Raw genomic sequence first — 22,824 nt, forward strand, 5'->3', positions numbered from 1 at the left:
ACTCAGTCCGCGTAGTAGTAATATCCGCCACGCGGATTGGGAGATCGCGGCTGCTGGTAACGTGCGTCCTGTTCGTAATAGCCCTGTTGTGCGTAACCCTGCGGATAGCCGCGCTGCTGGTAGATGCGGCGCTGCATCGGTCCCGCATCACTGGGGCCGTAGTAAGCCTGATCCTGCGGATAGGACGGATCGCGATAGGCGCGGTCGGGCGTGATCTGGCGTGCGCGTGTGTTGGCGTTGAGGTCTTCGCTGTAAGCCTCCTGCTGACCGGGCGCGATCTGCAACGGCCGGCCATACGCATCGACGTCGCCGCGCGTGGTCGCGACATTGGTGCGCGGCTTCGGATTGCGTGCGAGCGCGACCCGCGACGATCCCGTCAGAGTGACTGTGGTGGTGAGCAGCCCTTCGGCCTTGACCAGGTCCCAGAGCTTCAGCGCATTGGCGCGCGACAGCCGCACACAGCCGTGTGACGCCGGGGTGCCGAGACGGCTCACCGCGTCGGTGCCGTGGATGGCGTGGCCCTGCTTGGTGAAGAAGATCGCATTCGGCATCGGCGCTTCGTCGAATTCCTTCGAATAATGATCTTCCTCCATGCGGAAGGTCTTGAAGCTGCCGTTGGGTGTTTCGTGCGAGGGATTTCCGCTGGAGACGGGCCAGGTGTACTTCGTCACGCCGTTGACCGAGACGGTCATCTGCTGCGCGTCTTTGTCGACGAGAATGGACACGGCAGCCTGCGCCGCGCTGCCGGAAAGCAGCATCAAACCAGTAAGTGAAATCAATACCGCACGCATGACTGTTGCCTCGTCTCTACCCCTCCCTCTCAATAAAGCATGGAAAGCGGCTTTTTTAACAGTGTCTTCGTCTTAAGGTTGATGGAAGCGGCCATACAGTTTCGTGAACGGCGCACGTTTGTGGCGTCTTTTCGCCAAACTTGACGCAACTTTCCGGCGGTTAAGACGTTGCACGACTGGTCAGAATTCGGCCGCTCATGGAGACTTTCACGATGAAGACTGAGGCTTTGTTCATGTTTACCGCGGCGCATCGCCGCTTCACATTTATCGCAGCGGCTTTGGCGATCCTTGCATTGCCGATTGCGGCGCATGCGCAAGGCGTTTTCAGAGGCATGGAAGGCGGCGCAAATGAAGGTGTTTACCGGGGCAATCGCGCGGCAGGGCCTGTCGGCGGTGTTGTCGGCGGCGCGGTCGGGGCGGGCGTCGGCGGTGTCGTTGGAGGCGTGAACGGCGTGCTCGGCATCGACAACCGCCGCAGCTATCGCAGCCGGCACTATCGCAGCCGCCACTATCGCCATCACAGGCGTTATCGCTAACCTGATGTAAGATCATTTCAAATGGCGCGTTCAGAAATGGATGCGCCATTTTTATGTGCCGATGGCTTCGGGCCTTGGGGCCGAATTTGAGATGAGAAATGCTCGAGAGACACCACAGTCGCGCATTGTGTTTCTCCCAAACCTGACGCAACCTCAGCACTGCTGATTTGCTTCAGGGCGGGCCGGGAGTCGGCCGGGCAGGGAGGTTTCCTCACATGAAAATTGCAGCTTCGTTCATATCCATTTTGGTGCTGGCGTTTCTGGCAGTGCCTGCTGCCGCTCAGCAGCAGGATCCCATCAACGGTGCCATCAGCGGCGCGGCACAGGGCACGTATCAGGGAAAGACCGCGGCCGGACCGGTCGGCGGTCTCGTCGGCGGCGCGCTCGGTGCAGGTGTCGGCGCGGTGGCCGGCACGCTCAATGTGGTCGGCACCGGTGTGAGCAATGCCGTGCAGCCGGCGACGGTGCCTCCGCCTCCGGGCACAGGCCCGAGCGGCTATTACGACAGCAACGGAAACTGGCGCCCGAACTAAGCGGGCCGCACGACCGATTTCCTATACGCCCCGCTTGCGGGGCGTATTTCGTTTGGGGTCAGGTCTTGAGCCGATAACCGGTGCGGAAAATCCACCACACCACGATCATGCACAGCGCGAGAAAGCCCAGCGTCATAACGAGGCTGACAGCGACGCTGACGTCGGCGATCTCGAAGAAGCTCCAGCGGAAACCGCTGACCAGATAGACCACCGGGTTGAACAGCGTCACGGTCTGCCAGAACGGCGGGAGCATGTGGATCGAATAGAAACTGCCGCCGAGAAAGGTCAGCGGCGTGATCACCAGCAACGGGATCACCTGCAATTTCTCGAAGCCGTCGGCCCAGATGCCGATGATGAACCCGAACAGGCTGAACGTCACCGACGTCAGCACCAGGAAGGTCAGCATCATGAACGGGTGCGCGATCTTCAGCGGCACGAACAGGCCTGCGGTCGCGAGAATGATGAGCCCGAGGATGATCGACTTGGTCGCCGCGGCGCCGACATAGCCGACCACGGCCTCGAACGATGAGACCGGCGCGGAGAGCAATTCGTAGACCGTGCCGGTGAATTTCGGAAAGTAGATCGCGAACGACGCATTGGCGATGCTCTGGGTCAGCAGCGACAGCATGATGAGGCCCGGCACAATGAAAGTACCGTAGCTGACGCCGTCGATCTCCGTAATGCGCGAACCGATCGCCGAGCCGAACACCACGAAGTACAGCGACGTCGAGATCACCGGCGAGACGACGCTCTGCAGCAGCGTGCGGAAGGTGCGCGCCATTTCGAATTTGTAGATCGCGCGAATGGCATACAGGTTCATTATTGGTGCACCAGACTAACGAAGATTTCTTCGAGCGAGCTTTGGGTGGTGTTGAGATCGTTGAAACGGACACCGGACGCATTGAGGTCGTTCAACAGCGCCGTGATGCCGGTGCGCTCGCCCTTGGTGTCGTAGGTGTAAATCAGTTCATCGCCGTCCGGTGACAGTTCGAGATCATGCGCGGCGAGGGCGGCAGGGATTGCGGCGAGCTTCTCCTGCAGATGCAGCTTGAGCTGCTTTCTGCCGAGCTTCTGCATCAGCTTGGCCTTCTCCTCGACCAGCACGATCTCACCCTTGTTGATGACGCCGACGCGGTCGGCCATCTCCTCGGCTTCCTCGATGTAGTGCGTGGTGAGAATGATGGTGACGCCGGCGTCGCGCAGTCCGCGCACGACCTCCCACATCGCCTTGCGCAGTTCGACATCGACGCCAGCCGTCGGCTCGTCGAGAAACAGGATCTGCGGCTCATGTGCCAGCGCCTTGGCAATCATCACGCGGCGTTTCATACCGCCGGAGAGCGTGATGATCTGGCTCTTTCGCTTGTCCCAGAGCGAGAGCTCCTTGAGCACTTTCTCGATATGTGCGGGGTTGCTCGGCTTGCCGAACAGGCCGCGGCTGAACGAGGCGGTCGACCACGGCGATTCCCATGCGTCGGTATGTAGCTCCTGCGGCACCAGTCCGATCAGCGAGCGGGCGGCGCGGTAATCCTTGACGATATCGTGCCCATCGACCGTCACCGTGCCTGCGGTCTGGACCGCGAGACCGCAGATCACGCTGATGAGCGTGGTCTTGCCGGCGCCGTTCGGGCCGAGCAGCGCGAAGATCTCGCCGCGGCGAATATCGAGATTGATATTCTTCAGCGCGGTGAATCCGGACGCATAGGTTTTCGAGACGTTGGCAACGGAGATGATGGGAGACATGGGGGCAATCTGTCGAGGCGGGAGCATGACATAGGCGCGCGCACGCGCCTGCGCAATGCATTATAACTATCGGGGGGCAGCTACGCGTATCAAAATTCTATTGCGACGAATTAAAATTTGTCATGCGCCGTGGGCGCAACGGCTATGCCTTTGTCACGAAACTGTCGACGACCTTCTTCTCACCGGCCTTTTCAAAGGCAATGGTGAGCTTGTTGCCGTCCACCCTAGCGACATTGCCGTAGCCGAACTTCTGGTGGAACACGCGGTCGCCGAGCGAGAATTCGGAATTGGTGCCGGTGGACTTGGCGATCAGTTCGCCTTCGATCACGGTCGCCTTGCGGCTGAAGCTGCCGCGCGAACCGGAGTCGTAGCGTGCTCCGGTCTCATCAAATCCCTTGCCGCCGCTGCGGGCGCGATTGGCCTGTGCGCGTTGCCAGCCAGGCGTCGTGTAAGTCGAGCCGAACGATTCCACGTTGTCGAAGCGCGATGCGCCGTAACCGCCAGCGCCGCCCCATCCAGAGCCGCCCTTGCTTTCGGTGATCTCGACATTGGCCGTCGGGAGTTCATCGAGGAAGCGCGATGGAATGGTGGTGGTCCATGAGCCATGGATGCGCCGGTTGGTGGCAAAGTAGAGCATGGCGCGCTTGCGTGCGCGCGTAATGCCGACATGGGCGAGGCGGCGTTCTTCTTCGAGGCCCGCGCGGCCCTGCTCGTCGAGCGTGCGCTGGCTCGGAAACAGGCCCTCTTCCCAGCCCGGGAGGAACACGTTGTCGAACTCCAGTCCCTTGGCCGAGTGCAGTGTCATCAGGGACACGGCGTCGTCGTCGGCGCCGCCCTCGCGGTCCATTACCAGCGAGATGTGTTCGAGGAAACCTTGCAGGTTCTCGAACTCTTCCATCGAGCGCACGAGTTCTTTCAGGTTGTCGAGGCGGCCCGCGGCGTCGGCGGACCGGTCCTTCTGCCACATCTCGGTGTAGCCGGATTCATCCAGGACAATCTCGGCAAGCTGCGTGTGCGGGACGATGTCGCGTTGCGCGCGCCAGCGGTCGAAATTGGTCATGACGTCGCGCAGGCTGCCGCGCGCCTTCGGCTTCAGCTCGTCGGTCTCGATCACCGCGCGGGCAGCTTCCGTCAGCGGGATGCGGCGTCTGCGGGCGACATCGTGCAGCATCTGCACGGTGGCGTCGCCGAGGCCGCGTTTCGGCACGTTGACGATGCGCTCGAAGGCGAGATCGTCGGCGGGCGAATTGATCACGCGCAAATAGGCCAGCGCATCGCGGATTTCGGCGCGCTCGTAGAAGCGCGGGCCGCCGATCACGCGATAGGGCAGGCCAAGCGTGACGAAACGGTCTTCAAACTCACGCATCTGAAACGAGGCGCGCACGAGAATCGCAATTTCATTCAGCTTCTGGCCAGCGCGCTGAAGCTGCTCGATCTCCTCGCCGATGCCGCGGGCTTCTTCTTCCGAATCCCATGCGCCGGTAACAGTGACCTTCTCGCCGTCCTCATCCTCGGTGCGGAGCGTTTTCCCGAGGCGGCCTTCGTTGTACGCGATCAGGTGCGAAGCGGCCGCGAGGATGTGACCGGTCGAGCGGTAGTTGCGCTCGAGGCGAATGACCTTCGCGCCAGGGAAGTCGTGTTCGAAGCGCAGAATGTTGTCGACCTCCGCGCCGCGCCAGCCATAGATCGACTGATCGTCGTCGCCGACACAGCAGATGTTCTTCGGTGCGGCGATCACGGGGATGCTCTGCACCTTCTCCCTCTCCCCGCTTGCGGGGAGAGGGGTGGGGTGAGGGGCATCTTCATGCGATGAACTGGAAATTAGCCCCTCACCCGATGCGCTATGCGCATCGGCCTCTCCCCGTGAAGAACGGGGCGAGGTGAAGGAGGACGGCGCCTGCGCCAGCAGCCGCAGCCAGAGATACTGCGCGACGTTGGTGTCCTGATATTCGTCCACCAGGATGTACTTGAAGCGCTGCTGATACTGCCGCAGCACGTCGGGGTGCTCGCGGAACAGGCGGATGTTCTCCAGCAGCAGATCGCCGAAGTCCGCTGCATTGAGAATCTTCAGCCGCTCCTGATAGCTCGCGTAGAGCTTGCCGCCCTTGCCGTTGCCGAACACGGCGGCTTCACCCGCCGGCACCTGCGATGGCGTCAGCCCGCGGTTTTTCCAGCCGTCGATCAGTCCGGCCAGCATGCGTGCGGGCCAGCGCTTGTCGTCGATGTTCTCGGCTTGCAGCAACTGCTTCAGCAGACGGATCTGGTCGTCGACATCGAGCACGGTGAAATTGGATTTCAACTGCACCAGTTCGGCGTGATAGCGCAGGATGCGTCCGCCGATGGAATGGAATGTTCCGAGCCACGGCATGCCCTCCACCGCCTGGCCGAGCATCTGGCCGAGGCGGTGCTTCATCTCGCGCGCCGCCTTGTTTGTGAAGGTGACGGAGAGGATTTCGTGCGGCCGTGCGCGGCCGGTCGAGAGAATATGCGCAATACGCGACGTCAGGACCCGCGTTTTGCCGGTGCCCGCACCGGCCAGAACGAGGACTGGCCCGTCGAGCGTTTCCACGGCCTCCCGCTGCTCGGGATTGAGCGCGCTCAGATATTGCGGTGCAGCCGACGCGCGCGCCCGCGCAGCGATTCCGCCAGCGGCAGGCTGGTGGCTCGGCACGTCGCGGGACAGGTCTGACGGCGGCAGCTTGTTCGGTTCGGTCATGCGATTCGTCTTTGCCGTCACGATGGCATCGCGACGCCCGAAAGGGGAGGCTTCATATCAGGGTACGGGGACATATAGGCATGATTGGGCTCGCCTGACACCGTTGATTTCCCCGCAAACAGGCCGGCGCGGAGGCTGTCCCGCCCATTTTTGTTCCATTTCGGCTGGATTTTTTGACCTTCCAAGCAATGGCACCGGGCTGGAACCCGGGCGCGTCTGGCGGATTGGTTTTGCAGCAGGAGCGCTCGCCGCTCCCCGAACGAAACGCAGGAGCGTGTCATGATGAGTTGGGTGGTTACATTTCTGATTATCGCGCTGGTCGCGGCTCTTTTGGGCTTTGGCGGCATCGCGGGCGCGTCGATCGAGCTTGCCAAGATTGTTTTCTTCGTTGCCCTGATCCTGTTCGTGATCTCGGCGGTGGTGGGCCTTGCCCGCCGCAGCAGCGGTCCGTGATGTGACGACAGACAGCGGCGCGGTGGCGTCATTTGGCCGGCATGGTGATGCGCCGGCCAATGCCATCGGGCCGTGCGACAGTGCCATGCGCCGTGACGACGTGGCGGATGCGCGCAGCGATGTCAGCAGGAAATGGCGCGGTTTTGCGTGCGTTGATGTCCACATGAAGCGTCATGTTTTCGGACGTTGCCGAGAGCCAGCCTTCAGTCGCGTGGCGTAGCTCCTCGAAGGTGTGGATGCGCTTGTCGTCCGCTTCGATCAGATAAACCGACACCTGCACCGGATCGCCCAGATGCACCTCGCGCAGGTATCGTACATGCGCTTCGGCGGTGAAAGTCGATCCGTGACGTGTCTTCATGTAGTCGGGGCCGATTCCGAGTTCGAGCCACATCTGATCGATGCCGCGGTCGAACAGCACATTGTAGTAAGCCATGTTGAGATGGCCGTTGTAGTCGATCCATTGCGGCTCGATCTGCATCACCGTGGTCAGGAACGGCGCAGCGATATGTTGCGGCGCATTGTTTTTCTGAGGCGTGCTTGATGTCATCTCAATTCCCGGTTGGCGTCGGCCCTCTCTCTTGACCCGCTATATATCCTTTGCCACGGTCCGCGCCATATCCGGATCAAAAGAAGAAACGAGCGACCGTGGCCTTTTCCAACGCAGCCCTGACACGTCCCGCAGCATCCGCGCTCTCCGGCGCCATCGAAGCGCTTGCCGCGCGGTTCGGCAATAATCTGATCACGTCGCAGGCGGTGCGCGAGCAGCATGCCCATACCACCACCTGGTTGCCGATGCAGCCGCCGGATGCGGTGGTGATGGCGCGGACCACGGAAGACATCCAGGATGTGGTGCGGATCTGCGCGAAGCACCGAGTTCCGGTGATCCCGTTCGGCACCGGCACCTCGCTGGAAGGGCAGGTCAACGCGCCGGCCGGCGGCGTCTGCATCGATCTGCGGGAGATGAATCGCATTCTTGCGGTGCATGCTGACGATCTCGATTGCGTGATCGAGCCGGGTGTGACGCGCAAGGCGCTCAACGAACATCTGCGCGATCAGGGTCTGTTTTTCCCGATCGATCCCGGTGCCGACGCATCGATCGGCGGTATGGCATCGACCCGCGCGTCGGGCACCAACGCCGTGCGCTACGGCACCATGAAGGACAATATTCTGGCACTGAAGATCGTGCGTGCCGACGGCGAGATCATCACCACCGGCACGCGCGCCAAGAAATCTTCGGCGGGCTACGATCTCACTCACCTGTTTATCGGTGCGGAGGGCACGCTCGGCATCATTTCCGAGATTACACTCAAGCTGCGCGGCATTCCCCAAAGTATCGCCGCCGGTGCCTGCTCGTTCGAGACGGTCAAGGGCGCGTGCGACGCCACCATTCTCGCGATCCAGACCGGAATTCCTGTGGCGCGTATCGAACTGTTGAACGCCGCGCAGGTGAAGGCCTGCAACGCGTATTCAAAGCTAACCTTGCCTGAGACGCCGCTGCTGCTGCTGGAATTCCACGGCACCGAAGCCGACGTGGCCGAGCAGTCAGCAATGTTCGGTGAGATCGCGAAGGAATGCGGTGGCGGTGGATTCGAATGGGCGACACGCCCGGAGGACCGCACCCGGCTGTGGCAGGCGCGGCATGACGCCTACTGGGCCGTGCGCGGGCTTCGCCCCGGTGCGCAGGCGGTGGCGACGGATGTTTGCGTGCCGATCTCCCGGCTGGCCGAATGCGTGGTCGAAACAGAGAAGGATCTCGAAACGGTCGGCTTGATCTCGCCGATCGTCGGTCATGTCGGTGACGGCAATTTTCATTGCTCGATGCTGGTCGATGTCAGCGACCCCGACGAAATGCAGCGCGCGGATGGATTTCTGCATCGTCTGGTCGAGCGGGCTTTGGCCATGGGCGGCACCTGCACCGGCGAACATGGCATCGGGCAGGGCAAGCAGCAGTATCTGGAAACAGAACTCGGGCCCGAAGCCGTGCAGGCGATGCGCGCGCTCAAAGCCGCGCTCGATCCGCACAACATTCTGAACCCCGGAAAGATTCTGCCGTCATGACCGGGACCATGGCCCTGGATGAGAAGAGCGTCGCTGCCGAGGCGTTGTCGGTACTCGGTCAGGGGCGACAGATTTCGCCGTTCTCGTCGCGCGATCCGGCCTTCGGTCTGGACGAGGCCTACAAGGTCACGCCGATCGTCCGGCAGATGCGCGAGGCGCGAGGCGAAAAGGTACTGGGCCGCAAGATCGGTTTCACCAACAGCACGATCTGGGCGCAGTACAATGTGAGCGGCCCGATCTGGGGCTACATGTACGACCGCACCATTCGCAATCTGAGCGACACCGGCGGGTTAGTCTCTCTTGCGGAACTGACCGACCCGCGGATCGAACCTGAAATCGTCTTCGGTTTGTCGGCTGTGCCTGATGCTGCGATGGACGAGCGCGGCCTGCTGTCCTGTATCGGCTGGGTGGCGCTCGGTTACGAGATCGTGCAATCGATCTATCCCGACTGGAAGTTTGCCGCGTCCGATACGGTAGCCGCCTTCGGCCTGCACGGCGCAATGCTCATCGGCGAGCGGCATCAGGTGTCCGGCAACGCCGAGGCATGGATGAAGCAGCTTTCGGAGTTCGACGTCGAACTCGCCTGTAACGGCAATGTCGTGGATCGTGGCCATGCGCGCAATGTGCTTGGGGGCCCACTGTCGGCCTTGCGCCATTTCGTCGATGTGCTGTCAAAGGATGACGTGAACCCGGGCCTCGCGGCGGGAGAAATCGTCACAACGGGCACGCTGACGCGTGCGCTGCCAATCAAGCCGGGTGAGACTTGGACAACGACAGTCTCGGGTATACCGCTCGGAAGTATCAGCGTCGCCTTCGGTTGAAGCCGGCGATCAGTATTTTTTCCGGAAACTGTAACGCATCAGGCTGACCATCCCGGCCCGGAAGCCGCCGGCCGACATGCGCAGGTAGCGGCGGAATTCGTCGGTGTTCGACTTGCCGACAAGCTCTACCGCTTTATCGTAGTTGGCGAGCAGGTTCTGTTCCCACATTACCAGCGTCCGGTAATAGTGATCGGCGTCGTTGCGCGCGGCGATCAGACTGAACGTGCCTTCGGCGGCCGCGATTGGCTCCCATTCCAGCGGCAGATCGCTTTCCGGGAAGGTCTTGTCCAGCAGCGGCTGAACCTTGGTCCGTTCGGAATAGGCGATGGTTTGCAGCGACACTTTTCCGTTGATCGCCAGCACGCTGTCGCAGTACGCGAAAAATTCGCGATAGGATTTGAGCTTGGCCGCCGGATCGAGTCCCTTCTGGACGAAATGCTCGAACGCGCCGACCGAAATGATGGCGTCGTATCGGCGTTCAGGCTTGTGGTCGCGCCAGTCCTGCTCCAGCACTTCGATTTTTGGATTCTTGCCGTCGCGGATCCAGGCAGCCTGGGACGGGCTGAGCGTCAGGCCGACTGCATGGGCGACACCGGCATGGTCGACCAGCCGCCGGAGCATCGCGCCCCATCCGCAGCCGATGTCGAGAACCCGCGCGGCGTTCGCTGCACCGGCGGCTTCGATATGGTGATCGAGTTTGCGGCGCTGTGCCGTGACTAGATCGTCGCCGTCCTCGAACAGCGCGCACGAGTAGATCATCTCCGGATCAAGCACGAGCCGGAAAAAGTCATTGCCCATGTCGTAATGCGACATGATCGCCTCGGGCGAAGCGCCTGTTCTTTCCGCGGGCCGCGCAATTTTTTCGGACATTTTCCCCACTGGGTTACAGGGTTGTGAACGGAGCCTGTTAAACTTAGTATTCTAACCCACACACAGGTTCAATATTCGTGCCATCCGGTGTCCGATCCCACTGAGGAAAGACCTTGCAGACCACGCTGCTCGGACTGGCCATCGCTTTCATCCTTGCGCTGATTGCGGCGCTGGTCGGCCCGTATTTCGTCGACTGGAACCAGTTCCGCTCGCAATTCGAGACGGAAGCATCCCGTATTGTCGGTGCGCCGGTGCGCGTCGCCGGCAAACTGGACGCCCTGCTGCTGCCGACGCCGACGCTGCGGCTGCGATCGGTCGCCATCGGCGGCGACAGCGATCCTGCCAGGGTCCGGGCCGGCAAGCTCGACGTCGAGTTCAGCCTGGGCGCACTGATGCGGGGCGAATGGCGGGCCAGCGAACTGTCGCTGGAGGATTTTGCACTGGATCTCGGCCTCGATCATCAAGGCCGCTTCGAATGGCCGGCGACGGCGGGCCGCTTCAATATCGGCTCGCTCGCCATCGACCGGATGAACGTCGCCGGGCGGATCGCGCTGCACGATGCGTCCAGCGGCAAGACGCTGCGGATCGACGATCTCAAATTCAGCGGAGATGTGCGCGCACTGGCCAGCAGCCTGCGCGGAGATGGATCGTTCACGCTGCTCGGTGCGCGGACGCCCTTCCGCATCTCGTCGGGTCAGAGCAGCGACGGCAAGGGTACGCGTGTGCGCTTTATCACCGAGCCGGGTGAGCGGCCGCTCCTGGCCGATCTCGATGGCGTGCTGACGTTCGACAATGCCGTGCCGAATTTCGAAGGTGGCCTGACACTGGCGCGGCCGTCCGATGCCAAATCCGCGGTGCCCGGACAGCCGTGGCGGATGACATCGCGGGTGAAAGCCAGTCCGTCGTTGGCAACGTTCGAGCAGGTCGAAGCGGCGTATGGCCCCGAAGACAATGCGCTGAGGCTGACAGGCGGCGGGGAAATTCGCTTCGGCGCGTCGCCGTTGCTGCGTCTCGCGCTGTCGGCGCGGCAACTCGATGCAGACCGTCTGTTGACCCGAGGTGCAGCGAGCGCCGAGCCGCTGCGATTGCTTCCTGCGCTGCGGACGCTGGTCACGTCGCTGCCGGTGATGCCGCTTCCAGCACAGATCGAAGCCAGTGCCGATCAGATCGCACTCGGCGGGCGGCCACTCCAGAATATTGCCGTCGAACTGCGCGGCGATGAACAGTCGTGGACCATCGGGAAGTTCGAGATGCGCGCGCCGGGCGCGACCCGTGTCTCGGCAAACGGCACCGTTGCGCAGCCGGGAGCGTCGGCGCGTTTCACCGGGCCGATCAATATTGAATCATCCGACCCCGATGTGCTGGCTGCATGGCTGCAGGGCCGCAGCGACACCGCGTATCGCAATCAGAAGCCGCTGCGCCTGCGCGGCGATGCGACGCTTGCGGCGGATCGGGTCGCGCTGGACGGTATCAAGGCCGACATCAATGGAGGCACGATGGAGGGCCGCGTCGCGCTGTTGAATGTCGCCAACGGCAAGACGCGGATCGAGGCTGCTCTGAATACGGCGAGCCTCGATCTCGACGCGATGTCGTCGCTTGCAGGTGCGCTGGCCGGTCCGCAATCCGGATGGCCGGACGAAGGGCAAGTCGCGCTCAATGCCGAGAGCGCCGTGCTCGCGGGAGAGACGGTTCGCCCGGTCGCTGTCAGTCTGAGTTACAGTCCCACAAAATTCACGCTCGATCGTGTGGAGATCGGCAACACGAGCAGTGATTTCGCCGTCAGCGGGACTGGATCGTTCGATCGCACCGAGGGCGGCGGCAAGCTTGGCCTGTACGCATCGGCCTCATCGCTGGAGCGTGTCGGAAGCCTTCTCTCCCCGTTTGCCCCCGCGCTTGCGGAGCGACTGGCGGCGGTTCCGAAAGAGCCCGGATCGGCGGTGATGCTGGTGGCCGCCACACTTGGCAAGGCGAAGGACCGTTCCGGCCGCACCGATGCGGAAGCTGTGTTCAATCTGGAAGCGCCGCAGCTCAAGGGTACGATCACGCTAAAGGGATCTCCGAACATCGATCTCGCGCGCGGGCTTGATCTTGCGGCGTTGCGAGGCAACCCATTCAATCTGGAAACCAGCCTGACGGCGAACCAGACTTCAACCATCGTGGCATCGCTCGGCCTGGACCGGATCATTTCGCCGGGTGATGGGCCCGCGCAATTTGAATCGTCGGTCGCCGGCGTCTGGGGTTCGCCGCTGCAATTGAACGCCAAGCTGACCGGGGCGGGTGTCGATGGCGACATTCAAGGCACCGGCAATCCATGGGCGGACCAACCGACGGCCGCGTTGACCGTCGCGGTGCGCCGCGCCGATCTCGCCGCGCTGTTCGATCTGCAACGTGGGAGCATGCCAGCGCCAGGCGTTTCGCTGTCGTCGCGTCTTGGTGTCGCGGGCAACATCTTCACCTTCGACGATCTCGACGCCACCGTGGGCGGGTCGCGGATCCGCGGACGGCTTGTGTTGACCCGTGGTGACGAGATCGGCGTCGACGGTGAACTCGGTCTCGACACGCTCGATCTTGCGGCGGTGACCGGCGTCGCCTTCGGAGCTATGGGACGTGATGCCTCGGCGCCGCTCGGCCGGGGATGGTTGCGCGGCTGGCGCGGACGTCTCGCGTTTCAGGCCTTGAGCGGGGTGTTGCCCGGAGGCGGAGAGTTGCGTCCTGTCAGCGGCGCGATCAAGGGCGACGGACAATCCCTCGTGCTGGAGAATGTCAAAGCGGGCATCGGCGGCGGTGAAGCAGTGATCGATCTCGATGCGCGGCAGGCCGCGCAGGGAACGGGTCAGGGAACATCGTTCAATGCGCGGGTGCAGTTGGCCGGCGTCGATGGCGCGGCGCTTCGCTACCGCGGCCTTGCGGTGCCGGACGGGAAGGTGGCGCTGCAAATGACACTGGCCGGCCAGGGGCGCAGCGCCGCCGGATTGACCGGTGCGCTCTCGGGCGCTGGCACGCTAACGCTGACCGATGCGCGAATCCCCGGACTCGATCCACGTGCGTTCGAGGTGGCCGTTCGCGCCAGCGACGGAGGGCAGGCGACCGACGATCTCAAGCTGAAGGAGATCGTCGAGCCTGTGTTGGCGGCGGGTGCGTTGAAGGTTCCGTCGGCGCAGATTCCTTTCACCATTAAGGATGGCCGCTTGCGGATCGAAGCAGCGACGCTGGGCGCTGCGCGCGCCCGCGTCGCGATTGCCGGGGGATACGACCTGCTGGCGGATCAGGCCGACATCCGCGCGGTGATGTGGCCGGTCACCACGCGCCCGATTCAGGGCCGTCCCGAAATTCGCGTTGACCTGAATGGTTCGCCGGACCGGCTGGCGCGTGCCGTCGACGTTGCTGCGCTATCGTCCTGGCTCGGCATGCGTGCGATCGATCGCGAAACGCGGCGGCTCGATCAACTCGAGCGTGGCGTCGGGCCGGGGCCTGAACCCGACGAACTGTGGGAGGAGGAGTTGCCGAAGGCGGAACCGATTCCACCGTCGGAAGTGAAGATTCCAACTCGCGATCCGCGTCGAAAGAATTCCGGAACAAAGGCCGCGTCTCCCCGACCGCCTGTGGCTGTCCAGCCGGTCCCGCAACCTGCTCCCGCGCCGAGCGGAGGGCCGCTGGTGCAGCCATTGCCGCCGCCGATCGACATCAAACCTGCGCCGGGTGCCATGCGGCTGCCGAAGCAGCGGCCGGCGACTCAGGCGCCCGCCGGGACGTTCTGATTCGATTTCTAGCTTGTCGGCGCGATGCTCGGCGATGGTTGCCGTTCGCCGATGAAGACTGATGTGACGGCGCGCGCGCGGAAGTGATCCAGCACGAACAATCGAATCGCGGACGACAGGTTGCTGGTCTTGCGGGTGCGATCGATGGCGTCGATCTGGGTCGAGAGCGGCAGGCCGCGTCGTGTCGCGATGTCCTTCAGGCTGGTCCAGAATGCGTCTTCAAGGCTGACACTGGTCTTGTGGCCGCCAACCACGACAGAGCGTTTGACCACCGCGAATTCTTTCACGCCCCGGGTCCGGATGTTGTCCGCAGCATCCGTATCCCGCATCATCGTGTCGTCCTGCATCGAAGTTTCCTCCGCTTTGGCCAAGCGTCCGCACGCGGCGAGACGCTGTCTCGCCGCAGAGGAACTCTGGCACATTGGGTCCGATGTTCGCTCGGGACTGCGCGGGATCAGAATACAGATCGCTGCCGCGAAAACTGAATGGCCGCCCCCGCAGCCGGTCTCGAAACGGTATGTGGTTCGAGACACGGGTACATAGTAACTGAAACCAGTTACCTGCGGTATTCGTGCGAAAACCTATGACGGAGTCAGGATCGTAGCCGGGCCGTGCGCAAAACTACGGATGCGAATCTTCCGCCTGCATCCGGCTGCTGCCGTTCCCCGCTGAAGGCATTGCTCGCGAGCGGAAGTAATCCAGCACGAACAGGCGGATTGCGGAGGACAGGTTCCCCTGCTGCCGGCCGCCGTCGATCTCACCGACGAGTTCCGACAGCGTCAGGTTCCGCACCGATGCGATTTCCTTCATGCCATTCCAGAAGGCTTCTTCGAGGCTGACGCTGGTCTTGTGGCCGGCGACGACGATCGACCTTTTGACGACGGGGGATTTCATGCCGGCGTCCCATCATCGATGCGGTGGTGATCGAGGATGTCGCTGGCGCGCTGCGCCTGCTGTTCGTCGCGGCTACGCTCGCCCTTGGTGCGGCCGAAGCGAATGCGATTGGTCTCCGCCTGCTTGTCTGCTTGTTCGCGCGCAATGCGCTTTTTGATTTGTTTCAGGTTGACCAGGTCGCCCATGACGCCTCCTTTATTTCAGGACAGGTTCAACAAAGGCGCGGCATGCAACGGCGCGGTTTGTTCTGTCCTGCGACTCATCCGAGCAGGCTGCTCACACGAGTCCGTTTAAAAGTTATTCGTTTTGGTATGCACGTGCAGTGCCGCAGCTCCCAAAAGTTAGCATGCGATAAGTAGCAGATGGTAGCCAATCGGCGTAGGACTTTAGAAGGTGCGACGAGATGTCCGAACGTTACAGCGAGTTAATGTACGTGAAGACGCGCTCTACCCGGGGTGCGTCATCCTGTCGGGCTTCACGAGCCGATCGAATTCAGCTTCCGAAACGAAGCCGAGACGCACGGCTTCTTCCTTCAGCGTCGTGCCGCGCGCGTGAGCAGTCTTCGCGACCTTCGCAGCATTGTCGTAGCCGATCTTCGGCGCCAGCGCCGTCACCAGCATCAGCGAGCGCCGCATCAACTCGTCGATGCGCTTTTCGTCGGCGCGGATGCCGACGACGCAATGTTCGGTGAACGAACGCGCCACATCCGCCATCAACTGGATCGATTGCAGCATGCAATGCGCCAGCACGGGCTTGTAGACGTTGAGTTCGAAGTGGCCCTGGCTGCCGGCGACGGTGATCGCCGTTTGATTGCCGAAGATCTGGCAACACACCATGGTCATCGCCTCGCACTGAGTCGGGTTGACCTTGCCGGGCATGATCGATGATCCCGGTTCGTTTTCGGGCAGAATCAGTTCGCCGAGCCCGGAGCGCGGCCCAGAGCCGAGCAGCCGGATGTCGTTGGCGATCTTGAACAGGCCGGTGGCCATGGAATTGATCGCGCCGTGCACAAACACATAGGCGTCGTTCGACGCTAGAGCCTCGAACTTGTTCTGCGCGCTGGTGAAGGGCAGCTTGGTGAGCGAGGCGACCTGTTTGGCGAACAGTTTGGCAAACCGCGGCTTGGAGTTAAGGCCGGTCCCCACCGCCGTTCCGCCCTGCGCCAGCGGGTAGAGATCCTTTGCGGCGGCGCGGATACGCGCGATTCCGCTCTCGACCTGCGCGGCGTAACCGGAGAATTCCTGGCCAAGCGTCAGCGGCGTCGCGTCCTGGGTATGGGTGCGGCCGATCTTGACGATCCTGGCGAAGGCTTTCTCTTTCTGGCGCAGCGCTTTCAGCAGGATAGTCAGTGCGGGGATGAGGTCGTGGGTGATGCGCTCGGCGGCGGCGATATGCATCGCGGTCGGAAACGAGTCGTTCGACGACTGGCTCATGTTGACGTGATCGTTCGGATGCACCGGCTTCTTGGTGCCGGGCTGGCCGCCGAGCAATTCGCTGGCGCGATTGGCGATCACCTCGTTGAGGTTCATGTTTGACTGCGTGCCCGAGCCGGTTTGCCAGACCACCAGCGGGAAGTTGTCATCGAGCTTGCCGTCGATGACTTCCCGAGCCGCGCGGACGATGGCGCGTGCGCGGCGCTGGTCGAGCAGGCCGAGCTCAAGATTGGTCTGTGCCGATGCCAGCTTCACGATCGCCAGTGCGCGGACGATCGGCATCGGCATGCGCTCATTGCCGATCTTGAAGTTGTGCTTCGAGCGTTCGGTCTGTGCGCCCCAATAGTGGTCCGCCGGCACTTCGATCGGTCCGAACGTGTCGGTTTCGGTGCGCGTTGTTTTCTTCTGGGCGGCCATGATGCTTTTCCGGTGCGTTTTGGGGACGACGAAGTGTAGGACTTCGCAACCAACAGAAGCAACCGCCGCGCGCTTCCGCATGTGCGGAAACGCGTGTCCGAATTTAGAAAAGCTTCAAGATGACGTGAGGTGAGGGCGCGCCGGATTACTTCTTGCGGAAGCGATCGAGCCGCACGACTTCGGCGCCTTCGCCCTGCTTGACAGGCTCGCCGTCCGTTTCAGCAGGGGCTTCGGGTGCAGCCGCGACCGGCAGCGTCTCCACGGTGGGCGTGTCGGCCGCCGCGGCGGCCTCCTCAACGGGCTCGAACTGCAAGCCGAACTGCACCGACGGATCGAAAAAGCTCTTGATCGCGCTGAACGGAATGACCAGGCGCTCGGGAATTCCGTTGAACGACAGTCCAACCTCGAATCGGTCATCGGTGACGACCAGATCCCAGAACTGGTGCTGAAGGATGACGGTCATTTCCTGCGGATATTGCGACAGCAGGCGCGGGGAAATCTTCACGCCTTCGGCCTTGGACAGGAACGTGATGTAGAAATGATGTTCGCCAGGCAGGCCATGCTCGGCGGCGTCCGCGAGCACATGCTTCAGTACACCGCGCAAGGCGTCGCGCGCGAGAACGTCGTAACGAATATGATCGGTCGCCATTAATGTAGTCCTGTCGAAAAGGTAGCTAGTCGAATTTCAGGTCGTCAGACGTGAACGTTCCGACTCGCAAATTCGATCCATGCTATCCGGTCATGGCCCGCAGGTCAGCACCTGCGCTTGGCAGATCGCAGATATTCTCATGCGCTGCGACGCATTCGCCTGACAAATTGAATGCAACAAGATGAAAGTGGAGGCTTCTGTTGCCAGGTGCCTCCGAACCCCGCCTAGAGGGGCTTAATCCCCTAGGACTTTAGACTTGGTTTTTCAAACTGCGTTACGCAGCCTGAGCAACCGGAGCATAGTTGTCGTTTGCAACTATTGCATAGCCCGATAACGGCGGAACCATACCGGGAAAAAGCGAGCCCTTTACGCCCTCGTCGATCCTGTTTCGCCCCCGCCGAAACCCGCCCTTTGGTCGGGAAATCCACGCTTTGGTGGAGGCGCCGGGTGCTGCCCCCGGGTCCGAATGGTTTATTACGACGGCCATTTATTTCCATAGCCGGCGAACCGGCTCCCTCAATATAGGGGGCAAACCCTAACGACAAAAGGCCTTGTTTCCACTTTCGGGATGGCGCGCGCGGACGGTTTCAGGACGGACTGCAAGGTTGCGCACTTCGCCTGATCCGCGTCCAGCGCATGCGCCCCGCACCGGAATATCGATTGGCCGCCGCCTGCGGCCATTCTAAATCGGGCCATGTCTCAAGAGACCGCTCCCGCGATTCCCCAGACCCCTGATGCTTTCGCGCCGGAGCGGCCGGGACTGTTTGAACTGTTCGTGGCGTTCGCCAAGATGTCGCTTGCGGGCTTCGGCGGGGTACTGGTGTGGGCGCGCCGCGCCATCGTCGAGCAGCATCGCTGGATGACGCCTGAAGAATTCAACGAAGCGTTCGCGCTCTGTCATTTCCTCCCGGGTCCGAACATCGTCAATCTGTCCGTGGTGTTCGGCGCGCGCTTTCGCGGAATCCCGGGAAGCATTGCCGCTTTCTTTGGGCTGGTCGGACCGCCGGTGGTGATTGTTACGGCGCTGGCCGCAATCTATGCGCGCTATGGTGAGATTCCGGCGTTGCAGCGCACACTGGCGGGCGTGTCCTGCGCTGCGGTCGGACTCTTCCTTGCGGTTATCCTGCGCATGATGATGCCGTTGCTGAAAAAGCGCGATCCTACCGCGCTTGCGCTGCTCGCCGCCGTTTTCATAGCGATCGGGGTATTGCGGTTGCCGCTGGTGGCGGTTCTGCTGACAGCGATCCCGCTCAGCATTGTCGTGACGTTCCTGATACGAAGGAAGGCGTCATCGTGAGTTCGCCCAGCGGAACGCTTCTGACGATGGCGTGGACGTTCGGTCTGATGTCGCTGCTCGCGATCGGCGGCGCCAATTCCACGATTCCGGAAATGCATCGGGTCGCTGTCGACGTGCAGCACTGGATGTCGAATGCGCAGTTCGCGGACATGTTTGCGATCTCGCAATTATCGCCGGGGCCGAACGTCCTGATCGTGACGCTGATTGGATACCATGTGGCCGGCATCGCGGGCGCACTGGTCGCCACATTCGCCATGTGCGGTCCGTCCGCGGTCTTTGCCTATTTCGTCAGCAAGATGCTGACGCGGTCGAGCCAATCGATCTGGCCTGCGATCCTGCAGGCTGCGCTGGTTCCAATCTCGATCGGGCTGATGTGCGCCAGCGGCTTCATTCTCGCATTAACCACCGGCAGCACATGGGTCGGGGCCGCCCTTATTATTGGCGCCGGGGTGCTTGCATTGGCAACCCGGCTCAACCCACTGTGGATGCTGATTGTGGGCGGCATTCTCGGTTTTGCTGGCGTCGTCTGACGAAAATCGATAAGCAAAGTGCGCAGGGGACAGCCTGCGCGACAAGAATAGACCGGGCTCAAGCCCGTGACTTAAGGGGGATGACGATGAGTGAAGCGCCAGATAGCGCTGCGGGAAAACCCGCGCCGGGGCTTATCAAAGGACCGCAGGACTTCTACGGCGGCCTGGCGCTGATGGCAATCGCGCTGTTCGCCCTGTGGGCATCGAGCGATCTGGCAGGGATGCGGGGATTTTCATTCGGTCCCGGCACCGCGCCGCGCATGTTCGCTTATCTCCTTCTGGCGCTCGGTGCTGGTGTTGCCCTTACCGGCTTTTTAGTCGAGGGCCCGCAGTTGCAACGCTACGGCATTCGCGGCCCTGTCTTCGTGACGTTGTCGATCCTGGCTTTCGCTGTCGCAATTCGTCCGCTCGGTCTGATTGTTTCTGCATTCGTGAGCTTCCTGATCGCTGCGATGGGAAGCGACGAGACGCGGTGGAAGGAAGCCGTCATCGTCGGAATAGGCCTGACGATCGGCTGTGCTCTGCTGTTCCCGTATGCACTCGGGCTTCCGCTCGATCTCTTCCCACGCATTCTGCGCTGAGGCCATCATGGATGTTTTTGCAAATCTCGCGCTCGGCTTCGGCGTCGCGTTCTCACCCATGAATCTCGGTCTCTGTCTGATCGGCGCGCTGGTCGGCACGCTGGTCGGCGTGCTGCCCGGAATCGGCACCATTGCTACTGTGGCGATGCTGCTGCCGATCACGTTCGGACTGCCGCCGGTCGGCGCGCTCATCATGCTCGCCGGCATTTATTACGGTGCGCAGTACGGCGGTTCGACCACGTCGATCCTGGTCAACATTCCCGGCGAAGCCGGCTCGGTTGTGACGGCGCTCGACGGCTTCCAGATGGCCAAGCAAGGCCGCGCCGGCCCGGCTCTCGCGATCGCCGCGATCGGCTCGTTCTTCGCGGGCTGCGTTGCAACCTTTTTGATCGCATTGCTGGGCGCGCCGCTGACCAAGCTCGCACTGGCATTCGGTCCTGCCGAGTATTTCTCGCTGATGGTGCTCGGCCTGATCTTCGCCGTCGTGCTGGCGAAGGGCTCAGTGCTCAAGGCCATCGCGATGATCGCCTTCGGCGTGCTGCTGTCGATGGTCGGCTCCGACATCGAGACCGGCGCGTCGCGCATGTCGTTCAACATTCCGGAACTCGCCGACGGTCTTGGTTTCGCGACCGTGGCGATGGGTCTGTTCGGTTTCGCCGAAATCATCCGCAATCTTGATCACGGCGCGTCGATGGACCGTGAACTGGTGCAGCAGAAAATCTCCGGTCTGATGCCGACCAAGAAGGATATGAAGGATTCGGCTCCGGCTATTCTTCGCGGCACGGTGCTGGGATCGATCCTCGGCATTCTGCCCGGCGGCGGCGCGGTGATCGCGTCGTTTGCGGCCTACACGTTCGAGAAGAAGATTTCGAAGCATCCTCAGCGCTTCGGCCGCGGTGCGATCGAAGGCGTCGCGGCGCCGGAAAGCGCCAATAATGCCGCGGCGCAGACCTCGTTCATTCCGCTGCTCACCCTCGGCATTCCGCCCAACGCGGTGATGGCGCTGATGGTCGGCGCGATGACCATTCATGGCATCGTTCCCGGTCCTCAGGTGATGCAGAAGCAGCCCGAACTGGTCTGGGGCATGATTGCCTCGATGTGGATCGGCAACCTGATGCTGCTGGTCATCAACCTGCCGCTGGTCGGCATCTGGGTGCGATTGCTGCGGGTGCCTTACCGGCTGCTGTTCCCGTGCATCGTCATCTTCTGCGCGATCGGCATCTACTCGGTGAACAACGCGCCGATGGACGTGGTTCTGACAGCTGCTTTCGGTCTCGTCGGCTACTGGCTGGTGAAGCATGACTTTGAACCCGCGCCGCTGCTGCTCGGCATGGTGCTTGGCCCGTTGATGGAAGAGAATCTTCGCCGTGCGCTTCTGATCTCGCGCGGCGACTGGTCGGTCTTCCTGACGCGGCCGCTGTCTGCGACCCTGATGGCGATCGCAGCGTTCCTGCTGATCCTCTCGCTGCTGCCCGCACTTCGCAAGAAGCGCGACGAGGTCTTCGTCGAGTCCGAGAACTAAGGGTAACGAGGTGCGGCGTTGCGCCGCGCCTCATCCCTCTGTCTTGGCTGCAAGTTGAATAGACTCGTCCAGTGCAGTGATGCTGAGACTGGCGTGCAACCTAATGAAAATACTCGGGAGAGACCCCATGAATTTGCTTAAGCGTATGCTCGCGACCTGCGGGTTTTCAGCGCTGGCCGCGGTCGGCGTTGCCGTCGGCGCAGCTCAGGCGCAGGACTATCCGACCCGCAACATCACGATGATCGTGCCGTTCGCGGCCGGTGGTCCGACCGACGTCATCGCTCGCATCGTGACCGGCCACATGCAGCAGACGCTCGGCCAGTCGATCATCATTGAAAACGTGGTTGGAGCAGGCGGCACCACCGCGTCCACGCGCGCCGCCAAGGCCGCTCCGGATGGCTACACCCTCATCACCGGCCATATGGGCACGCACGCCGCTTCTGTGCCGCTCTATCCGAAGCTGGCCTATCATCCTTCGAAGGACTTCGAGCCCGTCGGACTGATCGCCGGCACGCCGATCCTGATCCTGGCGCGCAAGGATTTCCCGGCAAAGGACCTCAAGGAATTCGTGGCCTATCTGAAGGCCAACACCGACAAGCTCAATGAGGCTCATGCGGGTGTCGGTTCGGTGTCCTACTCCTCGTGCCAGCTTCTGGACGCGGTGCTGAAGATCTCGCCGACGGGCGTTCCGTTTAATGGCACCGGTCCGGCGATGAATGCGCTGGTCGGCGGGCAGGTCGATTACATGTGCGACCAGATCGTCAACGCCGTTCCGCAGGTCAAGGGCGGCACCATCAAGGCCTATGCCGTCGCGACGCCTGAGCGCAATCCCTCGCTGCCGGACGTTCCGACCACGGCGGAAGCCGGTCTTCCTGAGTATCAGGCACAGGCCTGGAACGCGATTTTCGCGCCGAAAGGCACCCCGGCGCCGATCGTCGCCAAGCTCAACGCTGCGCTGGTCAAGGCGCTCGATGACGAAGGCGTCAAAAAGCGCCTGCTCGACCTCGGCAGCGTCATTCCGAAGCCGGCAGAGCGCACCCCGGAATCGCTCAAGACCCTGGTCGACAGCGAGATCACCAAGTGGTCGGGCGTGCTGAAGCCGCTTTCGAATTGATATTGTTGAAATCTAACGGGTTTGGCGGGGGCGGGACGTGAGTTCCGCCCCTTGTCTTTTGTCATTTGGGGCATGATCTTTCGGAAAACTGGTTCCCGCTTTTCCGGATCA

Annotated in this window: 22 protein-coding genes and 1 other RNA gene; 11 read left to right on the forward strand and 12 right to left on the reverse strand. The window is 62.2% G+C overall.

Annotated elements, in window-relative coordinates:
• Nucleotides 1-2 precede the first annotated feature (2 nt).
• Nucleotides 3-791: a L,D-transpeptidase gene (locus ACP7AL_RS07560; protein ID WP_425990314.1), complete on the reverse strand. Its 789-nt coding sequence runs from the start codon at nucleotides 789-791 to the stop codon at nucleotides 3-5.
• Between the two features lie 212 nt (nucleotides 792-1,003).
• Between ACP7AL_RS07560 and ACP7AL_RS07565 the strand changes: the two genes are divergently transcribed.
• Together ACP7AL_RS07565 and ACP7AL_RS07570 are read left to right on the forward strand one after the other, a co-directional pair.
• Nucleotides 1,004-1,327 (forward strand): hypothetical protein, encoded by a 324-nt coding sequence (locus ACP7AL_RS07565; RefSeq protein ID WP_425990316.1) that lies wholly within the window; start codon nucleotides 1,004-1,006, stop codon nucleotides 1,325-1,327.
• 215 nt (nucleotides 1,328-1,542) lie between these two features.
• Nucleotides 1,543-1,860, forward strand: a complete 318-nt coding sequence (locus tag ACP7AL_RS07570; RefSeq protein WP_425990318.1) for a hypothetical protein — start codon at nucleotides 1,543-1,545, stop codon at nucleotides 1,858-1,860.
• A gap of 58 nt (nucleotides 1,861-1,918) precedes the next feature.
• On the opposite strand, the gene ACP7AL_RS07575 is transcribed toward ACP7AL_RS07570, so the two are convergent.
• From ACP7AL_RS07575 to ACP7AL_RS07585, 3 genes are all read right to left on the reverse strand, one after another.
• A complete protein-coding gene (locus tag ACP7AL_RS07575) occupies nucleotides 1,919-2,680 on the reverse strand; it encodes an ABC transporter permease (protein ID WP_425990320.1) in 762 nt (253 codons plus the stop codon).
• Complete coding sequence (locus ACP7AL_RS07580) at nucleotides 2,680-3,600, reverse strand: ABC transporter ATP-binding protein (protein ID WP_425990322.1); 921 nt, start codon at nucleotides 3,598-3,600, stop codon at nucleotides 2,680-2,682. The genes ACP7AL_RS07575 and ACP7AL_RS07580 overlap by 1 nt, the downstream gene beginning before the upstream one ends.
• Nucleotides 3,601-3,742: 142 nt before the next feature.
• On the reverse strand, nucleotides 3,743-6,316 hold the full coding sequence (locus tag ACP7AL_RS07585; protein WP_425990324.1) for an ATP-dependent helicase: 2,574 nt from the start codon (nucleotides 6,314-6,316) through the stop codon (nucleotides 3,743-3,745).
• 279 nt (nucleotides 6,317-6,595) lie between these two features.
• Here ACP7AL_RS07585 and ACP7AL_RS07590 point away from each other — a divergent pair, with 279 nt between their 5' ends.
• The gene (locus ACP7AL_RS07590) at nucleotides 6,596-6,769 is read left to right on the forward strand and encodes a DUF1328 domain-containing protein (RefSeq protein ID WP_006021690.1); all 174 of its coding nucleotides are present in this window, start codon (nucleotides 6,596-6,598) and stop codon (nucleotides 6,767-6,769) included.
• A gap of 28 nt (nucleotides 6,770-6,797) precedes the next feature.
• On the opposite strand, the gene ACP7AL_RS07595 is transcribed toward ACP7AL_RS07590, so the two are convergent.
• Nucleotides 6,798-7,316, reverse strand: coding sequence for a thioesterase family protein (locus ACP7AL_RS07595; protein WP_425990326.1), 519 nt, complete (start codon nucleotides 7,314-7,316; stop codon nucleotides 6,798-6,800).
• Nucleotides 7,317-7,414: 98 nt separating this feature from the next.
• Here ACP7AL_RS07595 and ACP7AL_RS07600 point away from each other — a divergent pair, with 98 nt between their 5' ends.
• Nucleotides 7,415-8,827 carry an FAD-binding oxidoreductase gene (locus tag ACP7AL_RS07600; RefSeq protein WP_006021688.1) on the forward strand — a complete coding sequence of 471 codons (1,413 nt, stop codon included), beginning with the start codon at nucleotides 7,415-7,417 and terminating at the stop codon, nucleotides 8,825-8,827.
• Nucleotides 8,824-9,648 carry a 2-keto-4-pentenoate hydratase gene (locus ACP7AL_RS07605; RefSeq protein WP_425990328.1) on the forward strand — a complete coding sequence of 275 codons (825 nt, stop codon included), beginning with the start codon at nucleotides 8,824-8,826 and terminating at the stop codon, nucleotides 9,646-9,648. Before ACP7AL_RS07600 ends, ACP7AL_RS07605 begins: the two co-directional genes overlap by 4 nt.
• A gap of 9 nt (nucleotides 9,649-9,657) precedes the next feature.
• On the opposite strand, the gene ACP7AL_RS07610 is transcribed toward ACP7AL_RS07605, so the two are convergent.
• Nucleotides 9,658-10,518 (reverse strand): class I SAM-dependent methyltransferase, encoded by an 861-nt coding sequence (locus ACP7AL_RS07610; RefSeq protein WP_425990330.1) that lies wholly within the window; start codon nucleotides 10,516-10,518, stop codon nucleotides 9,658-9,660.
• Nucleotides 10,519-10,631: 113 nt separating this feature from the next.
• Here ACP7AL_RS07610 and ACP7AL_RS07615 point away from each other — a divergent pair, with 113 nt between their 5' ends.
• A complete protein-coding gene (locus ACP7AL_RS07615; RefSeq protein WP_425990332.1) occupies nucleotides 10,632-14,276 on the forward strand; it encodes an AsmA family protein in 3,645 nt (1,214 codons plus the stop codon).
• 8 nt (nucleotides 14,277-14,284) lie between these two features.
• On the opposite strand, the gene ACP7AL_RS07620 is transcribed toward ACP7AL_RS07615, so the two are convergent.
• The 6 genes from ACP7AL_RS07620 to ssrA form a co-directional block, all read right to left on the reverse strand.
• The gene (locus ACP7AL_RS07620) at nucleotides 14,285-14,623 is read right to left on the reverse strand and encodes a ribbon-helix-helix domain-containing protein (protein ID WP_425990334.1); all 339 of its coding nucleotides are present in this window, start codon (nucleotides 14,621-14,623) and stop codon (nucleotides 14,285-14,287) included.
• 274 nt (nucleotides 14,624-14,897) lie between these two features.
• Complete coding sequence (locus ACP7AL_RS07625; RefSeq protein WP_006021683.1) at nucleotides 14,898-15,170, reverse strand: ribbon-helix-helix domain-containing protein; 273 nt, start codon at nucleotides 15,168-15,170, stop codon at nucleotides 14,898-14,900.
• Nucleotides 15,167-15,355 carry a DUF4169 family protein gene (locus ACP7AL_RS07630; RefSeq protein WP_006021682.1) on the reverse strand — a complete coding sequence of 63 codons (189 nt, stop codon included), beginning with the start codon at nucleotides 15,353-15,355 and terminating at the stop codon, nucleotides 15,167-15,169. Before ACP7AL_RS07630 ends, ACP7AL_RS07625 begins: the two co-directional genes overlap by 4 nt.
• Nucleotides 15,356-15,616: 261 nt before the next feature.
• Nucleotides 15,617-17,020 carry a class II fumarate hydratase gene (gene fumC, locus ACP7AL_RS07635; RefSeq protein ID WP_425990336.1) on the reverse strand — a complete coding sequence of 468 codons (1,404 nt, stop codon included), beginning with the start codon at nucleotides 17,018-17,020 and terminating at the stop codon, nucleotides 15,617-15,619.
• Nucleotides 17,021-17,165: 145 nt separating this feature from the next.
• Nucleotides 17,166-17,669, reverse strand: a complete 504-nt coding sequence (locus tag ACP7AL_RS07640; RefSeq protein WP_425990338.1) for an SspB family protein — start codon at nucleotides 17,667-17,669, stop codon at nucleotides 17,166-17,168.
• Nucleotides 17,670-17,855: 186 nt separating this feature from the next.
• Nucleotides 17,856-18,220, reverse strand: a transfer-messenger RNA (tmRNA) gene (gene ssrA / locus ACP7AL_RS07645).
• A gap of 143 nt (nucleotides 18,221-18,363) precedes the next feature.
• Here ssrA and ACP7AL_RS07650 point away from each other — a divergent pair.
• From ACP7AL_RS07650 to ACP7AL_RS07670, 5 genes are all read left to right on the forward strand, one after another.
• The gene (locus tag ACP7AL_RS07650; protein ID WP_425990340.1) at nucleotides 18,364-18,966 is read left to right on the forward strand and encodes a chromate transporter; all 603 of its coding nucleotides are present in this window, start codon (nucleotides 18,364-18,366) and stop codon (nucleotides 18,964-18,966) included.
• 26 nt (nucleotides 18,967-18,992) lie between these two features.
• Nucleotides 18,993-19,496, forward strand: a complete 504-nt coding sequence (locus ACP7AL_RS07655; protein ID WP_425991648.1) for a chromate transporter — start codon at nucleotides 18,993-18,995, stop codon at nucleotides 19,494-19,496.
• 86 nt (nucleotides 19,497-19,582) lie between these two features.
• The gene (locus tag ACP7AL_RS07660) at nucleotides 19,583-20,077 is read left to right on the forward strand and encodes a tripartite tricarboxylate transporter TctB family protein (protein WP_425990342.1); all 495 of its coding nucleotides are present in this window, start codon (nucleotides 19,583-19,585) and stop codon (nucleotides 20,075-20,077) included.
• Nucleotides 20,078-20,084: 7 nt separating this feature from the next.
• Nucleotides 20,085-21,599 carry a tripartite tricarboxylate transporter permease gene (locus ACP7AL_RS07665; protein WP_425990344.1) on the forward strand — a complete coding sequence of 505 codons (1,515 nt, stop codon included), beginning with the start codon at nucleotides 20,085-20,087 and terminating at the stop codon, nucleotides 21,597-21,599.
• 127 nt (nucleotides 21,600-21,726) lie between these two features.
• Nucleotides 21,727-22,713 (forward strand): tripartite tricarboxylate transporter substrate binding protein BugD, encoded by a 987-nt coding sequence (locus tag ACP7AL_RS07670; protein ID WP_425990346.1) that lies wholly within the window; start codon nucleotides 21,727-21,729, stop codon nucleotides 22,711-22,713.
• Nucleotides 22,714-22,824: the final 111 nt, after the last annotated feature.

It is taken from the genome of Afipia sp. DC4300-2b1 (genome assembly GCF_049895725.1).
In the GTDB taxonomy this organism is placed as follows: domain Bacteria; phylum Pseudomonadota; class Alphaproteobacteria; order Rhizobiales; family Xanthobacteraceae; genus Afipia; species Afipia broomeae.

Coding starts and splice junctions, on each gene's coding strand:
- ACP7AL_RS07560 (WP_425990314.1), bottom strand. CDS start 791: ATGCGTGCGGTATTGATTTCACTTACTGGTTTGATGCTGCTTTCCGGC.
- ACP7AL_RS07565 (WP_425990316.1), top strand. CDS start 1,004: ATGAAGACTGAGGCTTTGTTCATGTTTACCGCGGCGCATCGCCGCTTC.
- ACP7AL_RS07570 (WP_425990318.1), top strand. CDS start 1,543: ATGAAAATTGCAGCTTCGTTCATATCCATTTTGGTGCTGGCGTTTCTG.
- ACP7AL_RS07575 (WP_425990320.1), bottom strand. CDS start 2,680: ATGAACCTGTATGCCATTCGCGCGATCTACAAATTCGAAATGGCGCGC.
- ACP7AL_RS07580 (WP_425990322.1), bottom strand. CDS start 3,600: ATGTCTCCCATCATCTCCGTTGCCAACGTCTCGAAAACCTATGCGTCC.
- ACP7AL_RS07585 (WP_425990324.1), bottom strand. CDS start 6,316: ATGACCGAACCGAACAAGCTGCCGCCGTCAGACCTGTCCCGCGACGTG.
- ACP7AL_RS07590 (WP_006021690.1), top strand. CDS start 6,596: ATGATGAGTTGGGTGGTTACATTTCTGATTATCGCGCTGGTCGCGGCT.
- ACP7AL_RS07595 (WP_425990326.1), bottom strand. CDS start 7,316: ATGACATCAAGCACGCCTCAGAAAAACAATGCGCCGCAACATATCGCT.
- ACP7AL_RS07605 (WP_425990328.1), top strand. CDS start 8,824: ATGACCGGGACCATGGCCCTGGATGAGAAGAGCGTCGCTGCCGAGGCG.
- ACP7AL_RS07610 (WP_425990330.1), bottom strand. CDS start 10,518: ATGTCCGAAAAAATTGCGCGGCCCGCGGAAAGAACAGGCGCTTCGCCC.
- ACP7AL_RS07620 (WP_425990334.1), bottom strand. CDS start 14,623: ATGCAGGACGACACGATGATGCGGGATACGGATGCTGCGGACAACATC.
- ACP7AL_RS07625 (WP_006021683.1), bottom strand. CDS start 15,170: ATGAAATCCCCCGTCGTCAAAAGGTCGATCGTCGTCGCCGGCCACAAG.
- ACP7AL_RS07630 (WP_006021682.1), bottom strand. CDS start 15,355: ATGGGCGACCTGGTCAACCTGAAACAAATCAAAAAGCGCATTGCGCGC.
- fumC (WP_425990336.1), bottom strand. CDS start 17,020: ATGGCCGCCCAGAAGAAAACAACGCGCACCGAAACCGACACGTTCGGA.
- ACP7AL_RS07640 (WP_425990338.1), bottom strand. CDS start 17,669: ATGGCGACCGATCATATTCGTTACGACGTTCTCGCGCGCGACGCCTTG.
- ACP7AL_RS07650 (WP_425990340.1), top strand. CDS start 18,364: ATGTCTCAAGAGACCGCTCCCGCGATTCCCCAGACCCCTGATGCTTTC.
- ACP7AL_RS07655 (WP_425991648.1), top strand. CDS start 18,993: ATGGCGTGGACGTTCGGTCTGATGTCGCTGCTCGCGATCGGCGGCGCC.
- ACP7AL_RS07660 (WP_425990342.1), top strand. CDS start 19,583: ATGAGTGAAGCGCCAGATAGCGCTGCGGGAAAACCCGCGCCGGGGCTT.
- ACP7AL_RS07665 (WP_425990344.1), top strand. CDS start 20,085: ATGGATGTTTTTGCAAATCTCGCGCTCGGCTTCGGCGTCGCGTTCTCA.
- ACP7AL_RS07670 (WP_425990346.1), top strand. CDS start 21,727: ATGAATTTGCTTAAGCGTATGCTCGCGACCTGCGGGTTTTCAGCGCTG.